The sequence below is a fragment of the Rathayibacter sp. AY1F3 genome, assembly GCF_002931975.1.
Taxonomy (GTDB): domain Bacteria; phylum Actinomycetota; class Actinomycetes; order Actinomycetales; family Microbacteriaceae; genus Rathayibacter.
This window is the reverse complement of record NZ_PSVF01000008.1, coordinates 15,443-33,668: the sequence shown is the minus strand read 5'-3', so window position 1 is coordinate 33,668 and position 18,226 is coordinate 15,443. Positions and strand designations below refer to the sequence as shown.

Here is an 18,226-nt window from a genome sequence, read left to right as displayed (position 1 = left end):
CATTCGGCCTCCGCTCCCCACGGTCCCTCTCCGCTCACGCGGCCGGGGTGGGAGTGCGCCGGGCGCCAGGGCGACGTGCCGACCGGCCGTCGCAGACAACCGAACGGGAGTTCGGCGCCGTCGTGCGCCCGGGCCCCGAGACAAGGAGAACGACTCATGGCAGTCGTCACCATGCGCCAGCTGCTCGACAGCGGCGTCCACTTCGGGCACCAGACCCGTCGCTGGAACCCGAAGATGAAGCGCTTCATCCTGACCGAGCGCTCGGGCAGCTACATCATCGACCTCCAGCAGTCGCTGGCCTACATCGACAAGACCTACGACTTCGTCAAGGAGACGGTCGCCCACGGCGGCACCATCCTCTTCGTCGGCACCAAGAAGCAGGCGCAGAACGCGATCTCGGAGCAGGCGACCCGCGTCGGCCAGCCCTACGTGAACCAGCGCTGGCTCGGCGGCCTCCTGACCAACTTCCAGACGGTCTCGAAGCGCCTCGCCCGCATGAAGGAGCTGGAGGAGCTCGACTTCGACGACACGTCGAAGAGCGGCTTCACCAAGAAGGAGCTCCTCATCAAGAAGCGCGAGCTCGACAAGCTGCACAAGTCGCTCGGCGGCATCCGCAACCTCTCGAAGACGCCGTCGGCCCTCTGGGTCGTCGACACCAAAAAGGAGCACCTCGCGATCGACGAGGCCAAGAAGCTGGGCATCCCGGTCATCGGCATCCTCGACACGAACTGCGACCCGGACGAGGTCCAGTACCCGATCCCGGGCAACGACGACGCGATCCGCTCGGTGAGCCTGCTCACCCGCATCGTCGCCGACGCCGCGGCCGAGGGCCTCATCCAGCGCCACCAGAAGCCCGAGGCCGAGGGCAACGTCTCCGCCGTCGAGCCGCTGGCCGAGTGGGAGCAGGAGCTGCTCTCCACCGGTGCGCCCGCCGCCGACGTGCAGGAGCCGAACGAGCAGGCCGGCGCGGAGACCGAGAAGGTCGCCGACGCCGAGGCCGAGACCGCCGACGAGGCCGTCGTCGAGGCCGAGACCCCCGCCGCGGAGGAGGCCCCCGAGGCCGACGCCGCCGCGACCTCGACCGACGAGACCGCCACCGCCTGACACCCCGTTCCGTGACGGGGGTCGGACGCCGCACCCGCGGTCGTCCGGCCCCCGCTCGGTCGGTGCACGTTCACCACGAGTAAGAACCGCCGTCACCTCGGCGTGCTGGGCTCCTCCCGTGAGCCCGCCGCGAGTGACGGCGCCACAGGGTTTCCGAACCAAGAGGAGTTCCGAGAACATGGCAAATTTCAGCCTCGCTGACGTCAAGACGCTGCGCGAGCAGCTCGGTACCGGCATGGTCGACACGAAGAACGCGCTCGTCGAGGCCGACGGCGACCTGGACAAGGCGGTCGAGATCCTCCGCCTCAAGGGCGCCAAGGGCAACGCGAAGCGCGCCGACCGCTCGACGAGCGAGGGCCTCGTCGCCGCCGCCGAGAAGGACGGGGTCGCCACGATGATCGAGCTCGCCTGCGAGACCGACTTCGTCGCCAAGGGCACGAAGTTCATCGCCCTCGCCGACGCCGTGCTCGCCGCGGTCGTCGCCGCCGGCTCCACCACGGTCGAGGAGGCCCTCGCGGCCCCCGCCGACGGCAAGACCGTCGCCGACCTGATCAACGACGAGGCCGCGATCCTCGGCGAGAAGGTGGAGCTGCGCCGCGTGGCCTCCGTCTCGGGCGAGCACTTCGCGATCTACCTCCACAAGACGAACAAGGACCTGCCCCCGCAGGTCGGCGTGGTCGTCGGCTACGCGGGTGAGGACGCCGAGACCGCGCGCTCCGTCGCCCAGCACATCTCGTTCGCGAACCCGTCCTACCTCTCGCGCGAGGACGTGCCGCAGTCCGAGGTCGACAACGAGCGCCGCATCGTCGAGGAGATCTCGCGCGGCGAGGGCAAGCCCGAGGCCGCCCTGCCGAAGATCATCGAGGGACGCGTGAACGCGTACTTCAAGCAGGTCGCCCTGCTCGACCAGGACTACGCGAAGGACAACAAGCTGTCCGTCAGCAAGGTCCTGAGCGACGCGGGCCTGACCGTGTCGGGCTTCGCCCGCTTCAAGGTCGGCGCCTAACAGCATTGCAGGAGGGAGTCCGGGTCGTTCAGTCGACCCGGGCTCCCTTCGCTCTGCCCGGGGCGGTCCCGGGCGTGGTCGCGGGGCCCGCTCCGCGCGGGATAGGTTTGTACGGGTCTACGGGAGGAAACGTCCATGACGGAGACGGATGCGATGACGACGGGCAAGCGCCGCAGGGTGCTTCTGAAGCTGTCGGGGGAGGCGTTCGGAGCCGGCACGCTCGGCGTGAACCCGGACGTGATCAGCGCCCTGGCGCGCGAGATCGCCGATGCCGCGACCGAGGTGGAGATCTCGGTGGTCGTCGGCGGCGGCAACTTCTTCCGCGGAGCCGAGCTCTCGCAGCGCGGCATGGACCGCGGCCGGGCCGACTACATGGGCATGCTGGGCACGGTGATGAACGCCCTCGCCCTCCAGGACTTCCTCGAGCAGGCGGGCGCCGAGACGCGCGTGCAGTCCGCGATCGCGATGACGCAGGTCGCGGAGCCCTACATCCCCCGCCGTGCGATCCGGCACATGGAGAAGGGCCGCGTCGTCATCTTCGGCGCCGGCGCCGGACTCCCGTACTTCTCGACCGACACGGTCGCCGCGCAGCGCGCGCTCGAAACGCACGCCGACGTGGTCCTCGTCGCCAAGAACGGCGTGGACGGCGTGTACGACGCCGACCCGCGGACGAACCCCGACGCGAAGAAGCTCGACGCACTGACCTACCAGGAGGCGCTCCAGCGGGGCCTCAAGGTGGTCGACTCCACCGCGTTCAGCCTCTGCATGGACAACGGCATGCCGATGCAGGTCTTCGGCATGGAGCCCTCGGGCAACGTCGCGAAGGCCATCCGCGGCGCCGAGCTCGGCACGCTCGTCTCGAACTAGACTGACCACTTCCCTCTCTTAAGGAGCTCCCTGTGATCTCGGATGTACTGGCCGACGCGAAGACCAAGATGGGCAAGGCCGTCGAGGTCGCCAAGGAGGACTTCTCCACGGTCCGCACCGGACGCGCGAACCCCGGCATGTTCCAGAAGGTGCTGGTGAGCTACTACGGCACCCCGACGCCGCTGTCGCAGCTCGCCTCGATGCAGAACCAGGAGGCCCGCACGCTCGTCCTGACGCCCTACGACAAGGGCTCGCTGCGCGACATCGAGCAGGCCATCCGGGACATGCCGAACCTCGGCGCGAACCCGACCAACGACGGCACGATCATCCGCGTGACCCTGCCGGAGCTCACCGCCGAGCGCCGCAAGGAGTTCGTCAAGATCGTCCGCACCAAGGCCGAGGACGCCAAGATCGCGGTGCGCAACATCCGCCGCAAGGGCAAGGACGACCTCGATGCGCTGAAGGGCGACATCGGCGACGACGAGCTCGCCCGCGGCGAGAAGGAGCTCGAGGCGCTCACGAAGCAGCACGTCGACGCGATCGACGAGGCGCTCAAGCGCAAGGAATCCGAACTGCTCGAGGTGTAGCGGTGCCCGAGATCCCCGAAGGACCCGAGGGCGGCGAGAAGAGACCGTCTCCGCACGTCCCGGGTGCCCGGGGATCCCGGATGGTCACCCGCGACGCGCTGCGTGCGCGCGCCCAGCAGGGCCGGGCCGACGTCGAGCGCCAGCTCGAGGCGACCCGCGCCCAGCTCGAGGCGACGAACGACCGCCTGACCGCGCGCTCCGGCCGGAACCTCGTGTCGGCGACCGCGATCGGACTCCTCGGTGGCGGCGCGATGGTCGTCAGCCTCCTCCTGGTCAAGGAGCTCTTCATGGTGCTCGCGGGGGTGGTGGTGCTGCTCGCGGCGCTGGAGCTCTCGAACGCCCTGCGCCACGCCGGTCGCGACATCCCGCGCATCCCGACCGGGATCGTGGCGGTCGTCGCCGTGCCGGCCGCCTACTACGGCGGCCTCGGCGCCGCGTGGGCCACGGTCCTCGGCGGATCCGTCCTCGTCGGCCTCTGGCGGCTGGGGGAGCAGCTCTTCCGGCGCACCGCCTCCAGCCGGAGGGACCTCGCCCTCGACATCGGCCTCGGCGCGTTCGTCCAGGGCTACACGACCTTCCTCGGCGCCTTCGCGATCCGTCTCGTCGCCGAGCCCGGCGGCCAGCTCTGGGCGTTCGCGTTCCTGGTGCTCGTGATCGTCGTCGACACCGGCGCCTACGTGAGCGGACTCACCTGGGGCAAGCACCCGATGGCACCGCGGATCAGCCCGAAGAAGACCTGGGAGGGGTTCGCCGGTGCTGCCGTCGCGGGAATCGGCGTCGGCGTCCTGCTCGCCCTGCTGATGCTCGGCCAGCCCTGGTGGGTCGGCGCGGTGTTCGGGGCGGTGGTGCTGCTCACCGCGACGCTCGGCGACCTCGCCGAGTCGCTGATCAAGCGCGACATCGGCATCAAGGACATGAGCTCGTGGCTGCCCGGCCACGGAGGAGTCCTCGACCGGCTGGACTCGATCCTGCCGTCGGCCGCCGCGGCCTACGTGCTGTACTTCGTCTTCGCCCACTGAGCGGGCGCCTCACCGGGGCGTGCCGATTCCGCTCCCGGCGCGCGGCTTGGCATGATGTCGGGATGACCGCTCCCTTCCCCCGAGCCCGCGAGTCCCGTCCCGGCTACGACACGGCCGAGGTCGACTCCTTCCTCGCGTCGGCGCGCGAGGCCTACTCGCAGCTCTCAGGGGGACCGGCGGACCTCCGCGCCGCCGACCTGCGCCACACCGCGTTCACCCTGCGCAAGGGCGGCTACTCCGCGCCCCACGTCGATGCGGCGCTCGAGCGCCTCGAGGACGCCTTCGCCCTGCGGGAGCGCCAGTACGCGATCGCGGCCCGGGGCGAGGAGGCGTGGCTCGCGGACGCGCGGTCGACCGCCCAGGAGATCGTGAACCGGCTGGCCCGCGCTCCCCGCGAGCGGTTCACCCGGGCCGGCGCTCTCACGACGGGGTACAACATCCGCCAGGTCGACGCCTTCGCCGACCGGATCTCCGGCTACTTCCGCGACGGATCGGTGCTGACCGTGGACGACGTGCGGACCGTCTCCTTCGCCCCGCAGCGCGGCGGGTACGCCGAGGCGCAGGTCGACCTGCTGCTCGACACGGTCGTCGACGTGATGCTGGCGGTCCGCTGACCGGAGCCGGATCTGCTGGCCGATCAGGTCATCGTCCGTTATGCTTTCGTAATCGTGGCTCAGCATCCTCAGACCTCCGTCGCCCACACGCCCGCGAATCGCACCAGCGGTCGCCCGGCGGTCCCGCACCAGACCCCGGTGCGGCGCTCCTGGGCTCGGATCCCGGTGACGGTGCTGGCCTTCACGGCGTCGATCGCGTTCGCCATGGTGAACGTCGTCGATCCGTCCAGCGGCGCGGTCGCGTCCCCCTACTACCAGGCCCCGGCGCGCTTCAACGGCGACTCCGCGCAGCGACTCGTCGTCGCGGACGCCGTCGAGCGGACCGTCCAGCGCGACTCGTTCGGCGCCGAGGCGAAGCCGACGCCCACTCCGACCCCGACGCCCACTCCGACCGAGACTCAGACCGCTTCCGCGACCGCCGACGAGGAGGAGTCGGGCTCCGCCGAGGCCGAGACCGCTGCTCCCGTCCAGCGCGCCGCCGCTCCGGATCCCGGATCCGCGAAGGCCATCGCGTACGACATGATCGTGCAGCGCGGCTGGGCCGACAGCGAGTACGACTGCCTCGTCCTCCTCTGGAACCGCGAGTCCGGCTGGAACGTCTACGCCGAGAACAAGTCCAGTGGTGCCTACGGCATCCCGCAGGCACTCCCCGGCAGCAAGATGGCGTCGGCCGGCTCCGACTGGGCGACCAACGCGAGCACCCAGATCACCTGGGGCCTCGGCTACATCTCCGGCCGCTACGGCTCGCCCTGCGGTGCCTGGGCCCACTCCGAATCGGTCGGCTGGTACTGATCGTTCCCCTCCGCTCGGCACCGCGTCCGGCGGGCTGAGGCTCTCGCTACCCTGGTGCCGTGGATTACGCGCTGCTCGGGGTCGTCGGGATCATCACGGTCGTCACCGTCGCGCGGTTCTCGAGCCGCCTCGGGATCGCCGCACCGCTGCTCCTGGTCGTCATCGGTATCGGCGCGTCCTACCTCCCCGGGGTCCCGGACATCGAGGTCGAGCCTGAGCTGATCCTCGCGGGCGTGCTGCCGCCGCTGCTGTACTCGGCCGCGATCCAGGTGCCCCTCACCGACTTCCGGCGGAACCTGCGCTCGATCTTCGGGCTCTCGGTGCTGCTGGTCGTCGTGACCGCCCTCGTGGTGGGCGGCTTCCTCTACCTCGTGTTCCCCGATCTGAGCCTGCCCGCAGCGATCGCTCTGGGCGCCGTCGTGAGCCCGACCGACGCGGTGGCAGCGACCTCGATCGGCAAGAAGCTCGGACTCCCGCCCCGCTTGGTGACGGTGCTCGAGGGCGAGAGCCTCGTGAACGACGCGTCGGCGCTGGTGCTGCTGCGCGCCGCGACGGCTGCGGCGGCCGTGGTCGGCGCCTCCGTCACGACCGACGCGATCGACGTGGGCGAGGTGGGGGTCCTCTTCGTCTACTCCGTCCTGATGGCGATCGTCCTCGGACTGGTGATGGGCGTGCTCACCGTCTTCGTGCGCTCGAAGCTGCGGGACCCGGTGCTCGACACCGCCGTGTCCTTCGCCGTGCCGTTCCTGGCCTACATCCCGGCCGAGGAGCTGGGCGCGTCCGGGGTGCTCGCCGTCGTGGTCACCGGGATCTACACGGGGCACAACAGCGCGCGCTTCCTCTCGCCGCAGTCGCGGATCAGCGAGCGGGTGAACTGGCGGACGGCGCAGTTCCTGCTCGAGAACGGCGTCTTCCTGCTCATGGGCGCCGAGATCAAGGCGATCGTCTCCGGGGTCGTGGACCCGGGCGAGTTCGGAGTGGGCACCGCGGTGCTGCTGGGTCTGGCCACCGTGGTCATCCTGATCGTGCTGCGGGCCCTCTTCGTGTGGCCGCTGCTCCTGTGGCTGCGCAGCTCCGGTCGGCGGGCGGAGCGGATCAACCGGCGGCTGGCGGTGGGCCTGATGCGACTGCGCAACAGCGCCACCAGCGACGAGCGCTTCCGGCGGCGGCAGGTGAGAGCGGAGCGGCTCTACCTCCGGCGCGAGACCGATCTGGCCGCGACCACGAGCGAGGCGTTCGGCTGGCGCGGAGGAGTCGTCCTGTCCTGGTCCGGGATGCGCGGCGTGGTCACGCTCGCCGCGGCCCAGTCGCTGCCGGACGAGACTCCCTACCGCTCCCAGCTGATCCTGATCGCCTTCACCGTCGCCGTCGTGACGCTGCTCCTGCAGGGTGCGACGCTCCCGGCGCTGATCCGGCTCACCGGCATCCAGGGCACCGACGGAGAGGCCGACCGCCGCGAGCTCGCGACGCTGCTCGACGAGGTCGCGGCCACGGGCATCCAGGCCCTCCCCGAGGCGGTGGCGGAGCTGCCCGACGGCGAGGCGGGCGAGCGCGTCCTCGAGCGCGTGCGCCGCGACACTCTGACCCGCTCGCAGGTGGCGTGGGAGCAGGTCGGCCGCGCGGAGGACGCGCCCCTCGGCCCGCACGCGCAGTACCTGCGGCTGCGCCGAGCGGTCCTGCTCGCCGAGCGGGAGGCGCTGCTGGACGCCCGGGGGCGCGGGGTCTACTCCTCGCGGACGCTGCGGCGGGCGCAGCTGATGCTCGACGCCGAGGAGACCCGGCTCGAGATGGACGACAGCTCCCACTGACGGGAGGGGCCCGGCGGCGGCCTCCTAGACTGGGGGGATGCCGCGCAGCAACAGACCCCGGGGCGGCCGCCGTGACGACGACGACGAGCAGCGCGACCTCTCGCAGATGCTCGCAGGCTTCCGGCGCACAGAGTCGCACGCCGGCCGGGAGTGGAACGTCCAGCCCGTCTCCGCAGCGCGGGCCGTGAAGAACTACCTCTGCCCGGGCTGCGGGCTCACCATCGACATCGGCCAGCCGCACCTGGTCACCTGGCGGGCCGACGGCGCGCTCGGCGACGCGGCCGACCTGGCCGGCCGCCGCCACTGGCACACGCACTGCTGGAGAATCCGAGGAGCACGATGACCCACGAGATCCGCGGAGGCGTCGTCCTCCCCGCCCGCCGCGAGGACATCGAGCTGCACACGGCCGACGGGCTGACCCTTGTCGGGGAGCTCGCGCTGCCCCTGGAGCGCGAGCCGGTCGCGACCCTGGTCACCCTGCATCCGCTGCCCACCCACGGCGGCTTCATGGACTCGCACATCCTGCGGAAGGCCGCCGCCCGCCTGCCCGCGCTCGCCGACCTGGCGGTCCTCCGCTTCAACACCCGCGGCACCACGTCGCCGCGCGGCACGAGCGAGGGCGCGTTCGGACACGGCACCGAGGAGCGCGCCGACGTCGCCGCAGCCCTGGCGCTCGTCGCGGACCGCGGACTGCCGCACCCCTGGCTGGTCGGCTGGTCCTTCGGCACCGAGCTCGCGCTGAAGTGGGGGAGGGAGCACCCCGTCGAGGGAGCGATCCTGCTCTCGCCGCCGCTGCACCGCACGAGCGCGGAGGAGGTCGCCGCCTGGGGCCAGGACGGCCGCCCGCTCGTGGCGCTCGTCCCGGAGTTCGACGACTACCTGCGGCCGGAGGCGGCCGCCGAGCGCTTCGCGAGCGTGCCGCAGCTGGACCTCGTCGCTGTGGAGGGCGGGAAGCACCTCTGGGTCGGCGAGGCGCAGACCCGGCGCGTCCTCGACGAGATCGTGCGCGTGGTCGCGCCCGCCTCGTCCCCGCTGCCGACGGAGTGGGCGGGCGAGCTCGGCTGAGCCCGCCCGTGCGGCGGCCGCTTAGCGGCCGGACGAGCCGCCGTCGGAGCCGCTGCCGTCGGAGTCGTCGCCGTCGCTGTCGTCCGCGAGTCCGTCGATGTGGCCGATGAGCCCGCGCAGTCCGGACACGTAGCCGGCGATCGCGTCGCGCTCGGTGCGGATCTCGTCGAGGCGCCGCTCGGCGGTGTCCATCAGCTCGCGGCTGCGGCGCTCCGCGTCCGCGACGAGCTTCTGCGCCTGGTCGCGCGCGTCGTCGAGGAGGGCGTCGGAGTCGTCCTGGGCCTTCCGGCGCAGTCGCGTCGTGTCGTCGAGGGCGTCGCTGCGGAGGGCGTCCGCCTCGAGGCGCTTGTCGTTCGCGCGTCGGATGGCGTCGGCGAGCTGCAGGTTCGACTCGTCAAGGTAGCGCTGGGTCTGCGCGACGGCCTCCTGGTGGCGGAGCAGGTCGTCGCGGTCGGCCTCCTCGCGGCGCGCGGCGAGCTCGACCACCAGGTCGATCCGGGCCTGCTCGACCTCGCGCGAGAGCGCAGCGGCCTCGTCGGCGGACGCGGCGCGCAGGCCCGCCAGCTCGGCGTCGAGCACGGCGACGGCCTCGGCGCGCTCCTGGGTGAGCCGGGTGCGCTGGTCGGCGATCTCGCGCGCGCCCTCGGCGCGGACTGCGGCGACCTCGGCGTCGAGCGCGGCGCGGGTCGAGAGCACCTCGGCCTCGACCGCCGCGCGCGCCTGGGCGACCTCGGCCTCGACGGCCGCCCGGAGCCGGTCCACCTCGGAGGCGACCTCGGCCCGCAGGAGCTCGTTGGCCTGGGCGAGGCGGGCGGCCTCGGCGCGGGCGACCTCGATCTCGCGGGCGGCGACGGCGCGCATCTCCGCGGCCTCGCGCTCGGCCTCGGAGCGGATCGCGGCGGCCTCGCGCTTCGCGGTGGCGCGGGTCTCGGCGGCCTCTGTCGCCACGGTGCCGCGGATCGCGGCGGCCTCGCGGACGGCGTCCTGCGTCATCACGTCGCGGTCGTCGGCGGCCTTGCCGAGCGTCGCCGCGGCCTGCGCCTCGGACTCGTCGCGGGTCCGGTCCGCACGGCGGCGCGCCTCGGTCACCAGGCGCTCGGCCTCGTCGCGCGCCTCCTGGAGGATGCGGTCGCCGTCGTCGCGGGTGGATCGGCGGAGGGCGGAGGCGTCGTTCTCGGCCTGGGCGATGATCCGCTCGGACTGCTCCTCGGCCACGCGCAGGGTGTGCTCGAGCTTGGCGCCCAGGCCGGCGTAGGTGGGAGTGCCGACCTGCTGCAGCTCCTTCTCGAGGCCCTCGATCCGGGAGGAGAGGCGCTTCACCTCGCGGCCGCTCTCGGCCGCCTGGGTGTTCGAGTGGATGAGCTCGCGGCGCAGGCCCTGGACGGCCTTGTCGACCTCGTCCCGGTCGTAGCCACGGAACACCTGGGTGAATTCGGCCTCGTCGTTCGCCACGTCGTCTCCTTCAGAGCAGGACCGCGGTGGGGCTCGCGGCACTGGGAAAGTGTATTCAGCAGGGAGGCCGCGGCCGGGGCGACACCCGCACCGCGCGCCGCTCGGGCCGCACTCTCGGCTTCTCCCGGGCATCGGAGCGAGGGCATCGGCTATCGTGGACTGTCTTTGTCTGTTGCCGTCGCGCCCCGGTCCGGCTGCGTACCCCGAGCCGGCCCCGGCCGTCACCCCGATCCGGCAACGCAGGAGGAGTTCTTTCGTGCGGTTCGTCTTCGCCATCATCGCCACCGTCATCGCTGCCGCGATGATCGTGCTCGGCATCGGTCAGCGGACGGTCTGGGCTCCTCCGGAGTCCCTCACCGCCGAGACCGCGCTCGACTCCTCCGCTCCCTACGCGGTGATCGACGGCAGCACCCTGGGCGCCAACCCGGGACGCCAGACGATCACGGTCGAGGGCAGCGGCGACCTCGTCGTCGCCTACGCCCGGACCTCCGACGTGCTGGGCTGGGTGGGCGGCTCGAGCTACGACGCCATCGGCTACGAGCGCGCCGACGACTCCCTCACCTCCGCGGAGGAGACGGGCGAGCGCGTCCAGCTCTCCTCCGATGTCGAGACCGCCGACGCGGCGGTCGTCGATCCGCGCGGCTCCGACCTCTGGCTCGAGGAGTTCGAGGGGAGCGGCAGCGTGACCCTGGCGCTCGACGTGCCGGAGGACGTCTCCATCCTCATCGCGAGCGACGGCACCGCGCCGGCAGCCGACTCCGTGCGCGTCAGCTGGCCCGTGGACACCGCGACGCCCCTCGCCGGCCCGCTGCTGCTCGGAGGAGCCGTGTTCCTCCTCCTCGGCCTCGTCCTCTACATCTGGGCCTTCGTCCACCTGCGCCGCCAGCACGGCCCGCGCCGGAAGGGACCGCAGGGCCGGATCCCCCGCGGTGCCCGCCGTCCCCGGCCGCGTGCCGGGATCCAGGCCTCCACGGCGTCGCCGGCGCCCTCGCGCCGCCGGGCGGCCCTGGTGCTGCCCGTCGTCCTCGGGACGACCGTCCTCCTCTCCGGCTGCAGCTCCGACTACTGGCCTGATCTCGCCGCGGGCGCGAGCGAGGCGCCGACCGCGTCCGCCACGGCGACCGCGGGGGCAGAGCCGGTCTCGGCCGAGCCGACCCCCGTGGTCACCACGCAGCAGGCGGAGGCCGTCGTCGCCGAGGTCGCCGATGTCGCGTCGCGCGCCGACGCCGCCCGGGACGCCGGGATCCTCGCCGAGCGCTTCCAGGGCGAGGCGCTCACCGAGCGCACCACGAACTACGACGTCGTCGCCAAGGGCGGGACCATCGACCCGCCGCAGACGATCCCGGCCTCCCCGGTGAGCCTGGTGCTCCCGCAGGACACGGAGTCGTGGCCGCGCCTGGTGACCGCCGTCGTGCAGAACTCGACGGACTCCACCCAGGCCCCGATCGCGCTGATGATGAGCCAGGCGAGCCCGCGCGTCGACTACAAGGTCGACTACGCCATCTCGCTCGAGGCCAACGCACGCATCCCCGACGTCGCGCCCGTCACCGTCGGCACGTCGATCGTGGCGCCCGACTCGCGCCTGATGAAGCTCGCCCCGCAGTCGGTCGGCTCCGCGTACGCGGACGTGCTCGCCAACGGCGACTCGAGCCAGTACGCCGAGCTCTTCGCGGCCGACGGCGACACCCTCCGGGGGCAGGTCGGCGTCGACAAGAAGAACGCCGACCGCGAGGCGCTCCCGGACACCGCCTCGATCGAGTTCTCGAACGCCGCCGGCACGTCGCCGACGATCGCGCTCGCGACGAACGACTCGGGGGCCCTCGTCGCGGCGAGCATCGCCGAGACGTCGACCGTCCGCCCCACTGCCGAAGGCTCGACCGTCTCGACCTCCGGCGCCTCGCAGACCCTGCTGGGCACGGACAAGTCGACGACCGGCATCGAGACCACCTACGGATACCAACTGCTGTTCTACGTACCGCCCGTCGGATCGGAGGAGAAGATCGTGATGCTCGGATGGAGCCAGGGACTCGTCTCGGTGGTGCAGCTGCCGTGAGCACCGTCCCGCCCCTGCCCGGAAACCTCCGCGGCGCCGTCGACCTCTCGTCGCTGGTGAACCGCCGCACCCCGCCCGCCGCCTCCGCCGGCGCCCCGGCCGCGCCCGCCGCTCCCGGAGGCGCGCCCGGCGCGAATCCGCTGCTGCTGACCGCCGGCGACGCCGAGTTCGACCAGGTGGTCCAGCTCTCGTCGCGCGTGCCGGTGATCGTCGACCTGCGCGGCTCCTGGTCGGACCAGAGCCAGAGCATGACCGCGCTGCTCGAGAAGGTCGTCGTCTCGTACGCCGGCGCGTTCGTGCTCGTCGGGGTCGACGTGGAGTCGAGCCCGCAGCTGGCGCAGGCGTTCCAGGTGCAGTCCGTGCCGACGGTCGCCGCGATCATCGGCGGCCGCCCGGTGCCCCTGTTCAGCGGCCTCGTCGCCGAGGAGCAGCTGCGCGACCTGCTCGAGCAGGTCCTCCAGCTCGCCGCTCAGAACGGTGTGACGGGCACGGTGCCGGTGGAGGGAGCCGCTCCCGCCGAGGGCGCGGAGCCCGAGCCGGAGCCGCTGCCGCCGCACCACCAGGAGGCCTACGACGCGATCGACCGGGGCGACTACGCCGCGGCGATCACCGAGTACGAGACCGCCATCGCGCAGAACCCGCGCGACGACCTCGCGGTCGCCGGTCTCGCTCAGGTGCGGCTGCTGGCCCGCCTCCAGGGCCGCACGCTCGACGACATCCGCTCGACCGCCGCAGCCGAGCCGTCGAACCTCGACGCGCAGCTCGCCGTCGCCGACCTGGACGTCTCGGGCGGCCACGTCGAGGACGCCTTCGACCGGCTGCTCTCGATGTTCCCGCGCCTCGACGCCGAGGGGAAGGCCGCCGTCCGGGCTCGTCTCCTGGAGCTCTTCGAGATCGTCGGTCAGACCGACCCGCGCGTCAACAAGGCTCGGGCCCGGCTCACCGGCCTGCTCTACTGACGCCGGCCGGAACGCCGAGAGGCCGCCCGCTCGCGACGATCGTCGCGGCGGGCGGCCTCTTCCGTGCGGGGACCGATCAGTCGGCGGGTCGAAGGTAGAGCACGGCCAGCGGGGGCAGGACCAGCTCGGCGGAAGCCGGGCGGCCGGCCCACGGCTCCTCGCGAGCCTCGACCGCTCCGAAGTTCCCGACTCCGCTGCCGCCGTAGATCTCGGCGTCCGTGTTGACGAGCTCCTCCCAGCGGCCGGCCGTGGGCAGGCTCACGCGGTAGCCGTGCACGGGCGAGCCCGAGAAGTTGGCGATGACGGCGATCGGGCGACCCTCGCTGTCCTTGCGCAGGAACGAGACGACGTTGGCCGCCGCCGCGCCGCCGTCGATCCACTCGAAGCCCGACTGCTCGTGGTCGAGCTCCCAGAGCGACGGCGAGTCGCGGTACACGCGGTTCAGCTGACCGACGAGGCTCCAGAGACCGCGGTGGCTCGGCTGATCGAGGATCCACCAGTCCAGACCCCGCTCCTCGCTCCACTCGGAGTACTGGCCGAACTCCTGGCCCATGAAGAGCAGCTGCTTGCCGGGGTGGGCCCACATGAAGGCGAGGTAGGCGCGCACGTTCGCGAGCTGCTGCCAGTGGTCGCCCGGCATCTTCTGGACCAGCGAGCCCTTGCCGTGCACGACCTCGTCGTGGCTGATCGGCAGGACGAACTTCTCGCTGAAGGCGTAGACGAACGAGAAGGTGATCTCGCCCAGGTGGTACTGGCGCCACAGCGGATCGTTCGCCATGTAGTCGAGCGAGTCGTGCATCCAGCCCATGTTCCACTTGAGCCCGAAGCCGAGGCCGCCGGAGCTGGTGGGCTGGGTGACGCCGGGCCAGCTCGTCGACTCCTCGGCGATCATCATGATGCCGGGGTGCAGCTTGTAGGCCGTTGCGTTGACCTCCTGGAGGAAGCTGATCGCCTCGAGGTGCTCGCGTCCGCCGTACTGGTTCGGCAGCCACTCGCCCTCCTTGCGGGAGTAGTCGAGGTAGAGCATCGAGGCGACGGCGTCCACCCGCAGGGCGTCGACGTGGAACTCCTCGAGCCAGAACAGGGCGTTCGCGACGAGGAAGTTGCGCACCTGGGTGTGCCCGAAGTCGAAGACGTAGGTGCCCCAGTCCATCTGCTCGCCGCGGCGCCAGTCCGGGTGCTCGTAGAGCGGCTCGCCGTCGAAGCGGGCGAGGGCGAAGTCGTCCTTGGGGAAGTGCCCGGGCACCCAGTCGACGATGACGCCGATGCCGGCCTGGTGCAGACGGTCGATCAGGTACTTGAGGTCGTCGGCCGTGCCGAAGCGGCTCGAGGCGGCGTAGTAGCCGGTGACCTGGTAGCCCCAGGAGCCGCCGAACGGGTGCTCGGCGAGCGGCATGAACTCCACGTGCGTGAAGCCGAGCTCGGTGACGTACTCGATCAGCGGGTCCGCGAGGTCGCGGTAGCCCAGTCCCGGACGCCAGGAGCCGAGGTGCATCTCGTAGACGCTGAGCGGCTGCGTGTGCGGATCGACCGAGGCTCGCTTCTCCATCCAGCCGGAGTCGCCCCACTGGTGGTGCGAGACGGGGACCTTCGAGGCGGTCGCAGGCGGCACCTCCGTGGCGCGGGCCATCGGGTCGGCCTTGCGGACCCAGTGGCCGTCGCGCGAGAGCAGGTCGAACTTGTAGGAGGCTCCGGGCTCGACGCCCGGGACGAAGATCTCCCAGACCCCGGTCGTCCCGAGGTTGCGGAGGGAGTGGCCCTCGCCGTTCCAGTCGTTGAAGTCGCCGACGACCCGAGCGGCCTGGGCGTGCGGGGCCCAGACGGCGAAGCTCGTGCCCCAGACCCCCTCGTGCTCGCGGTGGCGGGCACCGAGCGCCTCCCAGAGGCGCTCGTGGCGGCCCTCGCCGATGAGGTAGAGGTCGAAGTCGCCGACCGTCTTCGAGAAGCGGTAGGGGTCCTCCGCGGTCCATTCGCCACCGCCGCCGTAGCGGGCCTCGACGGTGTACGCCTGCGGACCGAGGACGTGGAAGCCCTGCCAGATCCCGTCGCTGAGGTGGCTGAGCTCGACGCGGGCGCCGGTGGCGAGCACCACGGCGACCTTCTCGGCGAGCGGGCGGCGCACGCGGACGACCGTCACCGGGTCGGAGACGCCGGGGGCCGCGACGAGGTGCTGGCCCAGGACGTCGTGGGGGAGCGCGTTGCTGCCGGTGGCGAGCTGCTGCAGCACCCACTCCGGGATGTCGGGCAGCGCGATCGCAGCGGTGCCGTCGACGGGGCCCGAAGCGGATGCGGGGTCCGCGGTCGTCTCGGCGGGGCCGGCGGTCGTCTCAAAGGGCGCGGCGCTGTCGGCTGCGACCGAATCGGCGGCGTCCGTGTCGTCGGGCAGGTCGCCCTCGGCCCCGCTGCCGACCGGAGCGGACTCCGCGTCGTCGGCGTCGGGCTCGACGGTCACGGCGTCGTCGGCCGCGACCGGCTGAGGCGCCTCCGGTACGGTCTCGACCGCGTAGCTGCGCGCGTTCTCGCCGTCCGCTCCGGGGTGCTGTCGAGCGTCGGGCGCCGCGTCGGCGACGTGCGCGCCGTGGCCGGAGGTGGTCGCCGAGCTGGTGCCCGTCGTGGGGACCGTCTCGGCGTGCGCGCCGAGGCCCGCCTCCTCGGCCGGGCTCGTGCCCTCGGGGGTGGTTCCGCTCATCGCTCGTCCGCCTTCACGCTCAGGATGTGCACGGGCTCGACGAACGAGTCGAGCCGCACGTAGTCGTCGCTGCCCCAGGTCCAGACGGCGCCGGTGATCAGGTCCTCGACCTCGAAGGTCGCGCTCCAGTCGAGCCCGATCGCGGGCAGGTCGAGGTGGACCGTGGTCTCGCGGGCCGAGTGCGGGTCGGTGTTGACGACGACGATGATCGTGTCGTCGGTCCCGGTGCCCGTGAACGCGGCCTGCAGGTGCTTGGAGTAGACGAGGATCGCGTCGTCGTCGCTGCCGTGCACGTGCAGGTTCCGCAGCTGCCCGAGCGCGGGGTGCGAGCGCCGGATCTCGTTGAGGCGCGTGATGTACGGCGCCAGCGAGCGGCCCGACTCCTCGGCGCCGGCCCAGTCGCGCGTCTTGTACTCGTACTTCTCGTTGTCGATGTTCTCCTCGGCGCCGGGGCGAGCGACGTTCTCGACCAGTTCGTAGCCGGCGTAGACCCCCCACAGCGGCGACGCGGTCGCGGCCAGGGCCGCCCGCACCTTGTACGCCGAGCGGCCGCCGTACTGGAGGTACTCGGTGAGGATGTCCGGAGTGTTCACGAAGAGGTTCGGCCGCATGTAGTCGGCCGTCTCGTGGGAGATGCTCGTGAAGAACTCGCCGAGCTCCTCCTTGGTGTTGCGCCAGGTGAAGTACGAGTACGACTGCTGGAAGCCGACCTTGCCGAGTGCGCGCATGATCGCGGGGCGGGTGAACGCCTCCGCGAGGAAGACGACCTCGGGGTGCTCGGCGTTGACCTCGTGGATGATCCACTCCCAGAAGTCGAGCGGCTTCGTGTGGGGGTTGTCGACGCGGAAGATCCGCACGCCCAGGTCGATCCAGTGCCGCAGGACCCGCAGCGACTCCTGACGGATGCCCTCGGGGTCGTTGTCGAAGTTGATCGGGTAGATGTCCTGGTACTTCTTCGGCGGGTTCTCGGCGTAGGCGATCGAGCCGTCGGGGAGCGTCGTGAACCACTCGGGGTGGCTGGTGACCCAGGGGTGGTCCGGCGAGGCCTGCAGGGCGAAGTCGAGGGCGAGCTCGAGCCCCGCGGCCTCGACCGCGGCGTGGAAGGCGCGGAAGTCGTCCTCGGTACCCAGGTCCGGGTGGATCGCGTCGTGCCCGCCCTCGGCCGAGCCGATCGCCCACGGCGAGCCGGGATCGTTCTCGCCGGCGTCGAGCGTGTTGTTCGGGCCCTTGCGGAAGGAGCGGCCGATGGGGTGGATCGGCGGCAGGTAGAGCACGTCGAAGCCCATTGCGGCCACAGCGGGGAGGCGGTCGATCGCGGTGCGGAAGGATCCGCTGGTCACGGTCCCGTCCTCGTGGCGCACGGCGCCCTCGGAGCGGGGGAAGAACTCGTACCAGGCGCCGACGCCGGCGCGGGTGCGCTCGACGTGGACGGTGCGCGGCTCCGAGACGCTGGTGAGGCTCATCACCGGGCGGGCGTCGAGCGCGCCGTGGACGGCGGGACCGGTCGCCGCGGCGAGGCGCTCCTCGGCGCTCAGCGTGGTGTCGCCGACGCGGGCGGCGGTGTCGGAGAGCAGGCTGCGCTCGCCCTCGGGCCGCGCGGAGTCGTCGGCGCCGCTGCGCAGCAGGCCCTCGCCGATGGCGAAGGTGACGTCGATGTCCAGGCCGGCCGGGATCTTGACCTCGGCCGTGTGGAGCCAGGTCGCCCAGTCGTCGGCGTAGGCGCGGATGCGGTAGCTCCAATCGCCCTCCTCGTCGAGGGCCACGAGGCGCCCGTAGCGGTCGGTGCCGGTCGCGAGGAGCGACATGCGGTGCTCCGACTCGGCCCCGGACGGCGAGCGCAGCAGGAGGTCGACGCCGATGAGGTCGTGCCCCTCGCGGAAGGCCGTGGCAGCGAAGGGGACGACCTCGCCGACGAACGCCTTCGCGGGCCAGCGGTCGTCCTCGAGCCGCGGCTGCGGGTCGATGATCGGCAGGCGCTCGGCCCGGACGCGGTAGCCGCTCCCGGTCGTCGCGGTCGCCGGCGACGCGTGGGGTGCGTCCGCGGTCACCGGGGCGGCCGGTGCACTGTCGGCCGCGGGGGGAGCAGGAGTCGCCTCGGGGGCGGCGGCGGGCGCCGGAGCGGCCGTCTCGGGAGGCGCCGACGCCTCCTGGGGTGCGCGTCCGCGACCCGCTCGCCGTGCGTCCTTGCCGTTCTGAGCCTTGCCGAAAGGT

15 protein-coding genes are annotated in these 18,226 nt (G+C 72.1%); 12 read left to right on the top strand and 3 right to left on the bottom strand.

Annotated elements, in window-relative coordinates; translation table 11 throughout:
- Positions 1-156 precede the first annotated feature (156 nt).
- The 10 genes from rpsB (at position 157) to C5C39_RS06685 (ending at position 8,862) form a co-directional block, all read left to right on the top strand.
- On the top strand, positions 157-1,104 hold the full coding sequence (gene rpsB / locus C5C39_RS06730) for a 30S ribosomal protein S2 (protein WP_104223896.1): 948 nt from the start codon (positions 157-159) through the stop codon (positions 1,102-1,104).
- Between the two features lie 178 nt (positions 1,105-1,282).
- The gene (tsf, locus tag C5C39_RS06725; protein WP_104223895.1) at positions 1,283-2,110 is read left to right on the top strand and encodes a translation elongation factor Ts; all 828 of its coding nucleotides are present in this window, start codon (positions 1,283-1,285) and stop codon (positions 2,108-2,110) included.
- Between the two features lie 153 nt (positions 2,111-2,263).
- Positions 2,264-2,977, top strand: a complete 714-nt coding sequence (pyrH, locus tag C5C39_RS06720; protein ID WP_374952923.1) for a UMP kinase — start codon at positions 2,264-2,266, stop codon at positions 2,975-2,977.
- A 32-nt stretch (positions 2,978-3,009) separates the two neighbouring features.
- Complete coding sequence (frr, locus tag C5C39_RS06715) at positions 3,010-3,564, top strand: ribosome recycling factor (protein WP_104232499.1); 555 nt, start codon at positions 3,010-3,012, stop codon at positions 3,562-3,564.
- Positions 3,565-3,644: 80 nt separating this feature from the next.
- The gene (locus C5C39_RS06710) at positions 3,645-4,583 is read left to right on the top strand and encodes a phosphatidate cytidylyltransferase (RefSeq protein WP_104223892.1); all 939 of its coding nucleotides are present in this window, start codon (positions 3,645-3,647) and stop codon (positions 4,581-4,583) included.
- Between the two features lie 62 nt (positions 4,584-4,645).
- The gene (locus C5C39_RS06705; RefSeq protein ID WP_104226865.1) at positions 4,646-5,197 is read left to right on the top strand and encodes a DivIVA domain-containing protein; all 552 of its coding nucleotides are present in this window, start codon (positions 4,646-4,648) and stop codon (positions 5,195-5,197) included.
- A 54-nt stretch (positions 5,198-5,251) separates the two neighbouring features.
- A complete protein-coding gene (locus C5C39_RS06700) occupies positions 5,252-5,989 on the top strand; it encodes a lytic transglycosylase domain-containing protein (protein ID WP_258062294.1) in 738 nt (245 codons plus the stop codon).
- A gap of 59 nt (positions 5,990-6,048) precedes the next feature.
- Positions 6,049-7,797 (top strand): sodium:proton antiporter, encoded by a 1,749-nt coding sequence (locus tag C5C39_RS06695; protein WP_104226863.1) that lies wholly within the window; start codon positions 6,049-6,051, stop codon positions 7,795-7,797.
- Positions 7,798-7,834: 37 nt separating this feature from the next.
- Positions 7,835-8,140, top strand: coding sequence for a hypothetical protein (locus C5C39_RS06690; RefSeq protein WP_181027199.1), 306 nt, complete (start codon positions 7,835-7,837; stop codon positions 8,138-8,140).
- Positions 8,137-8,862, top strand: a complete 726-nt coding sequence (locus C5C39_RS06685; protein ID WP_104352953.1) for an alpha/beta hydrolase — start codon at positions 8,137-8,139, stop codon at positions 8,860-8,862. The genes C5C39_RS06690 and C5C39_RS06685 overlap by 4 nt, the downstream gene beginning before the upstream one ends.
- Before the next feature lie 21 nt (positions 8,863-8,883).
- Here C5C39_RS06685 and C5C39_RS06680 read toward each other — a convergent pair whose 3' ends face one another.
- Complete coding sequence (locus tag C5C39_RS06680) at positions 8,884-10,314, bottom strand: DivIVA domain-containing protein (protein ID WP_104254950.1); 1,431 nt, start codon at positions 10,312-10,314, stop codon at positions 8,884-8,886.
- Positions 10,315-10,570: 256 nt separating this feature from the next.
- On the opposite strand from C5C39_RS06680, the gene C5C39_RS06675 reads away from it, so the two are divergent.
- Both C5C39_RS06675 and C5C39_RS06670 read left to right on the top strand, forming a co-directional pair.
- Positions 10,571-12,367 carry a hypothetical protein gene (locus C5C39_RS06675; RefSeq protein ID WP_104283571.1) on the top strand — a complete coding sequence of 599 codons (1,797 nt, stop codon included), beginning with the start codon at positions 10,571-10,573 and terminating at the stop codon, positions 12,365-12,367.
- Positions 12,364-13,326, top strand: coding sequence for a tetratricopeptide repeat protein (locus C5C39_RS06670; RefSeq protein ID WP_104232504.1), 963 nt, complete (start codon positions 12,364-12,366; stop codon positions 13,324-13,326). Before C5C39_RS06675 ends, C5C39_RS06670 begins: the two co-directional genes overlap by 4 nt.
- A 76-nt stretch (positions 13,327-13,402) precedes the next feature.
- Here the strand turns inward: C5C39_RS06670 and glgB are convergent, their stop codons facing one another.
- Together glgB and C5C39_RS06660 are read right to left on the bottom strand one after the other, a co-directional pair.
- A complete protein-coding gene (glgB, locus tag C5C39_RS06665) occupies positions 13,403-16,015 on the bottom strand; it encodes a 1,4-alpha-glucan branching protein GlgB (protein ID WP_104352952.1) in 2,613 nt (870 codons plus the stop codon).
- A complete protein-coding gene (locus tag C5C39_RS06660; RefSeq protein ID WP_258075793.1) occupies positions 16,012-17,982 on the bottom strand; it encodes an alpha-1,4-glucan--maltose-1-phosphate maltosyltransferase in 1,971 nt (656 codons plus the stop codon). Before C5C39_RS06660 ends, glgB begins: the two co-directional genes overlap by 4 nt.
- Positions 17,983-18,226 lie beyond the last annotated feature (244 nt).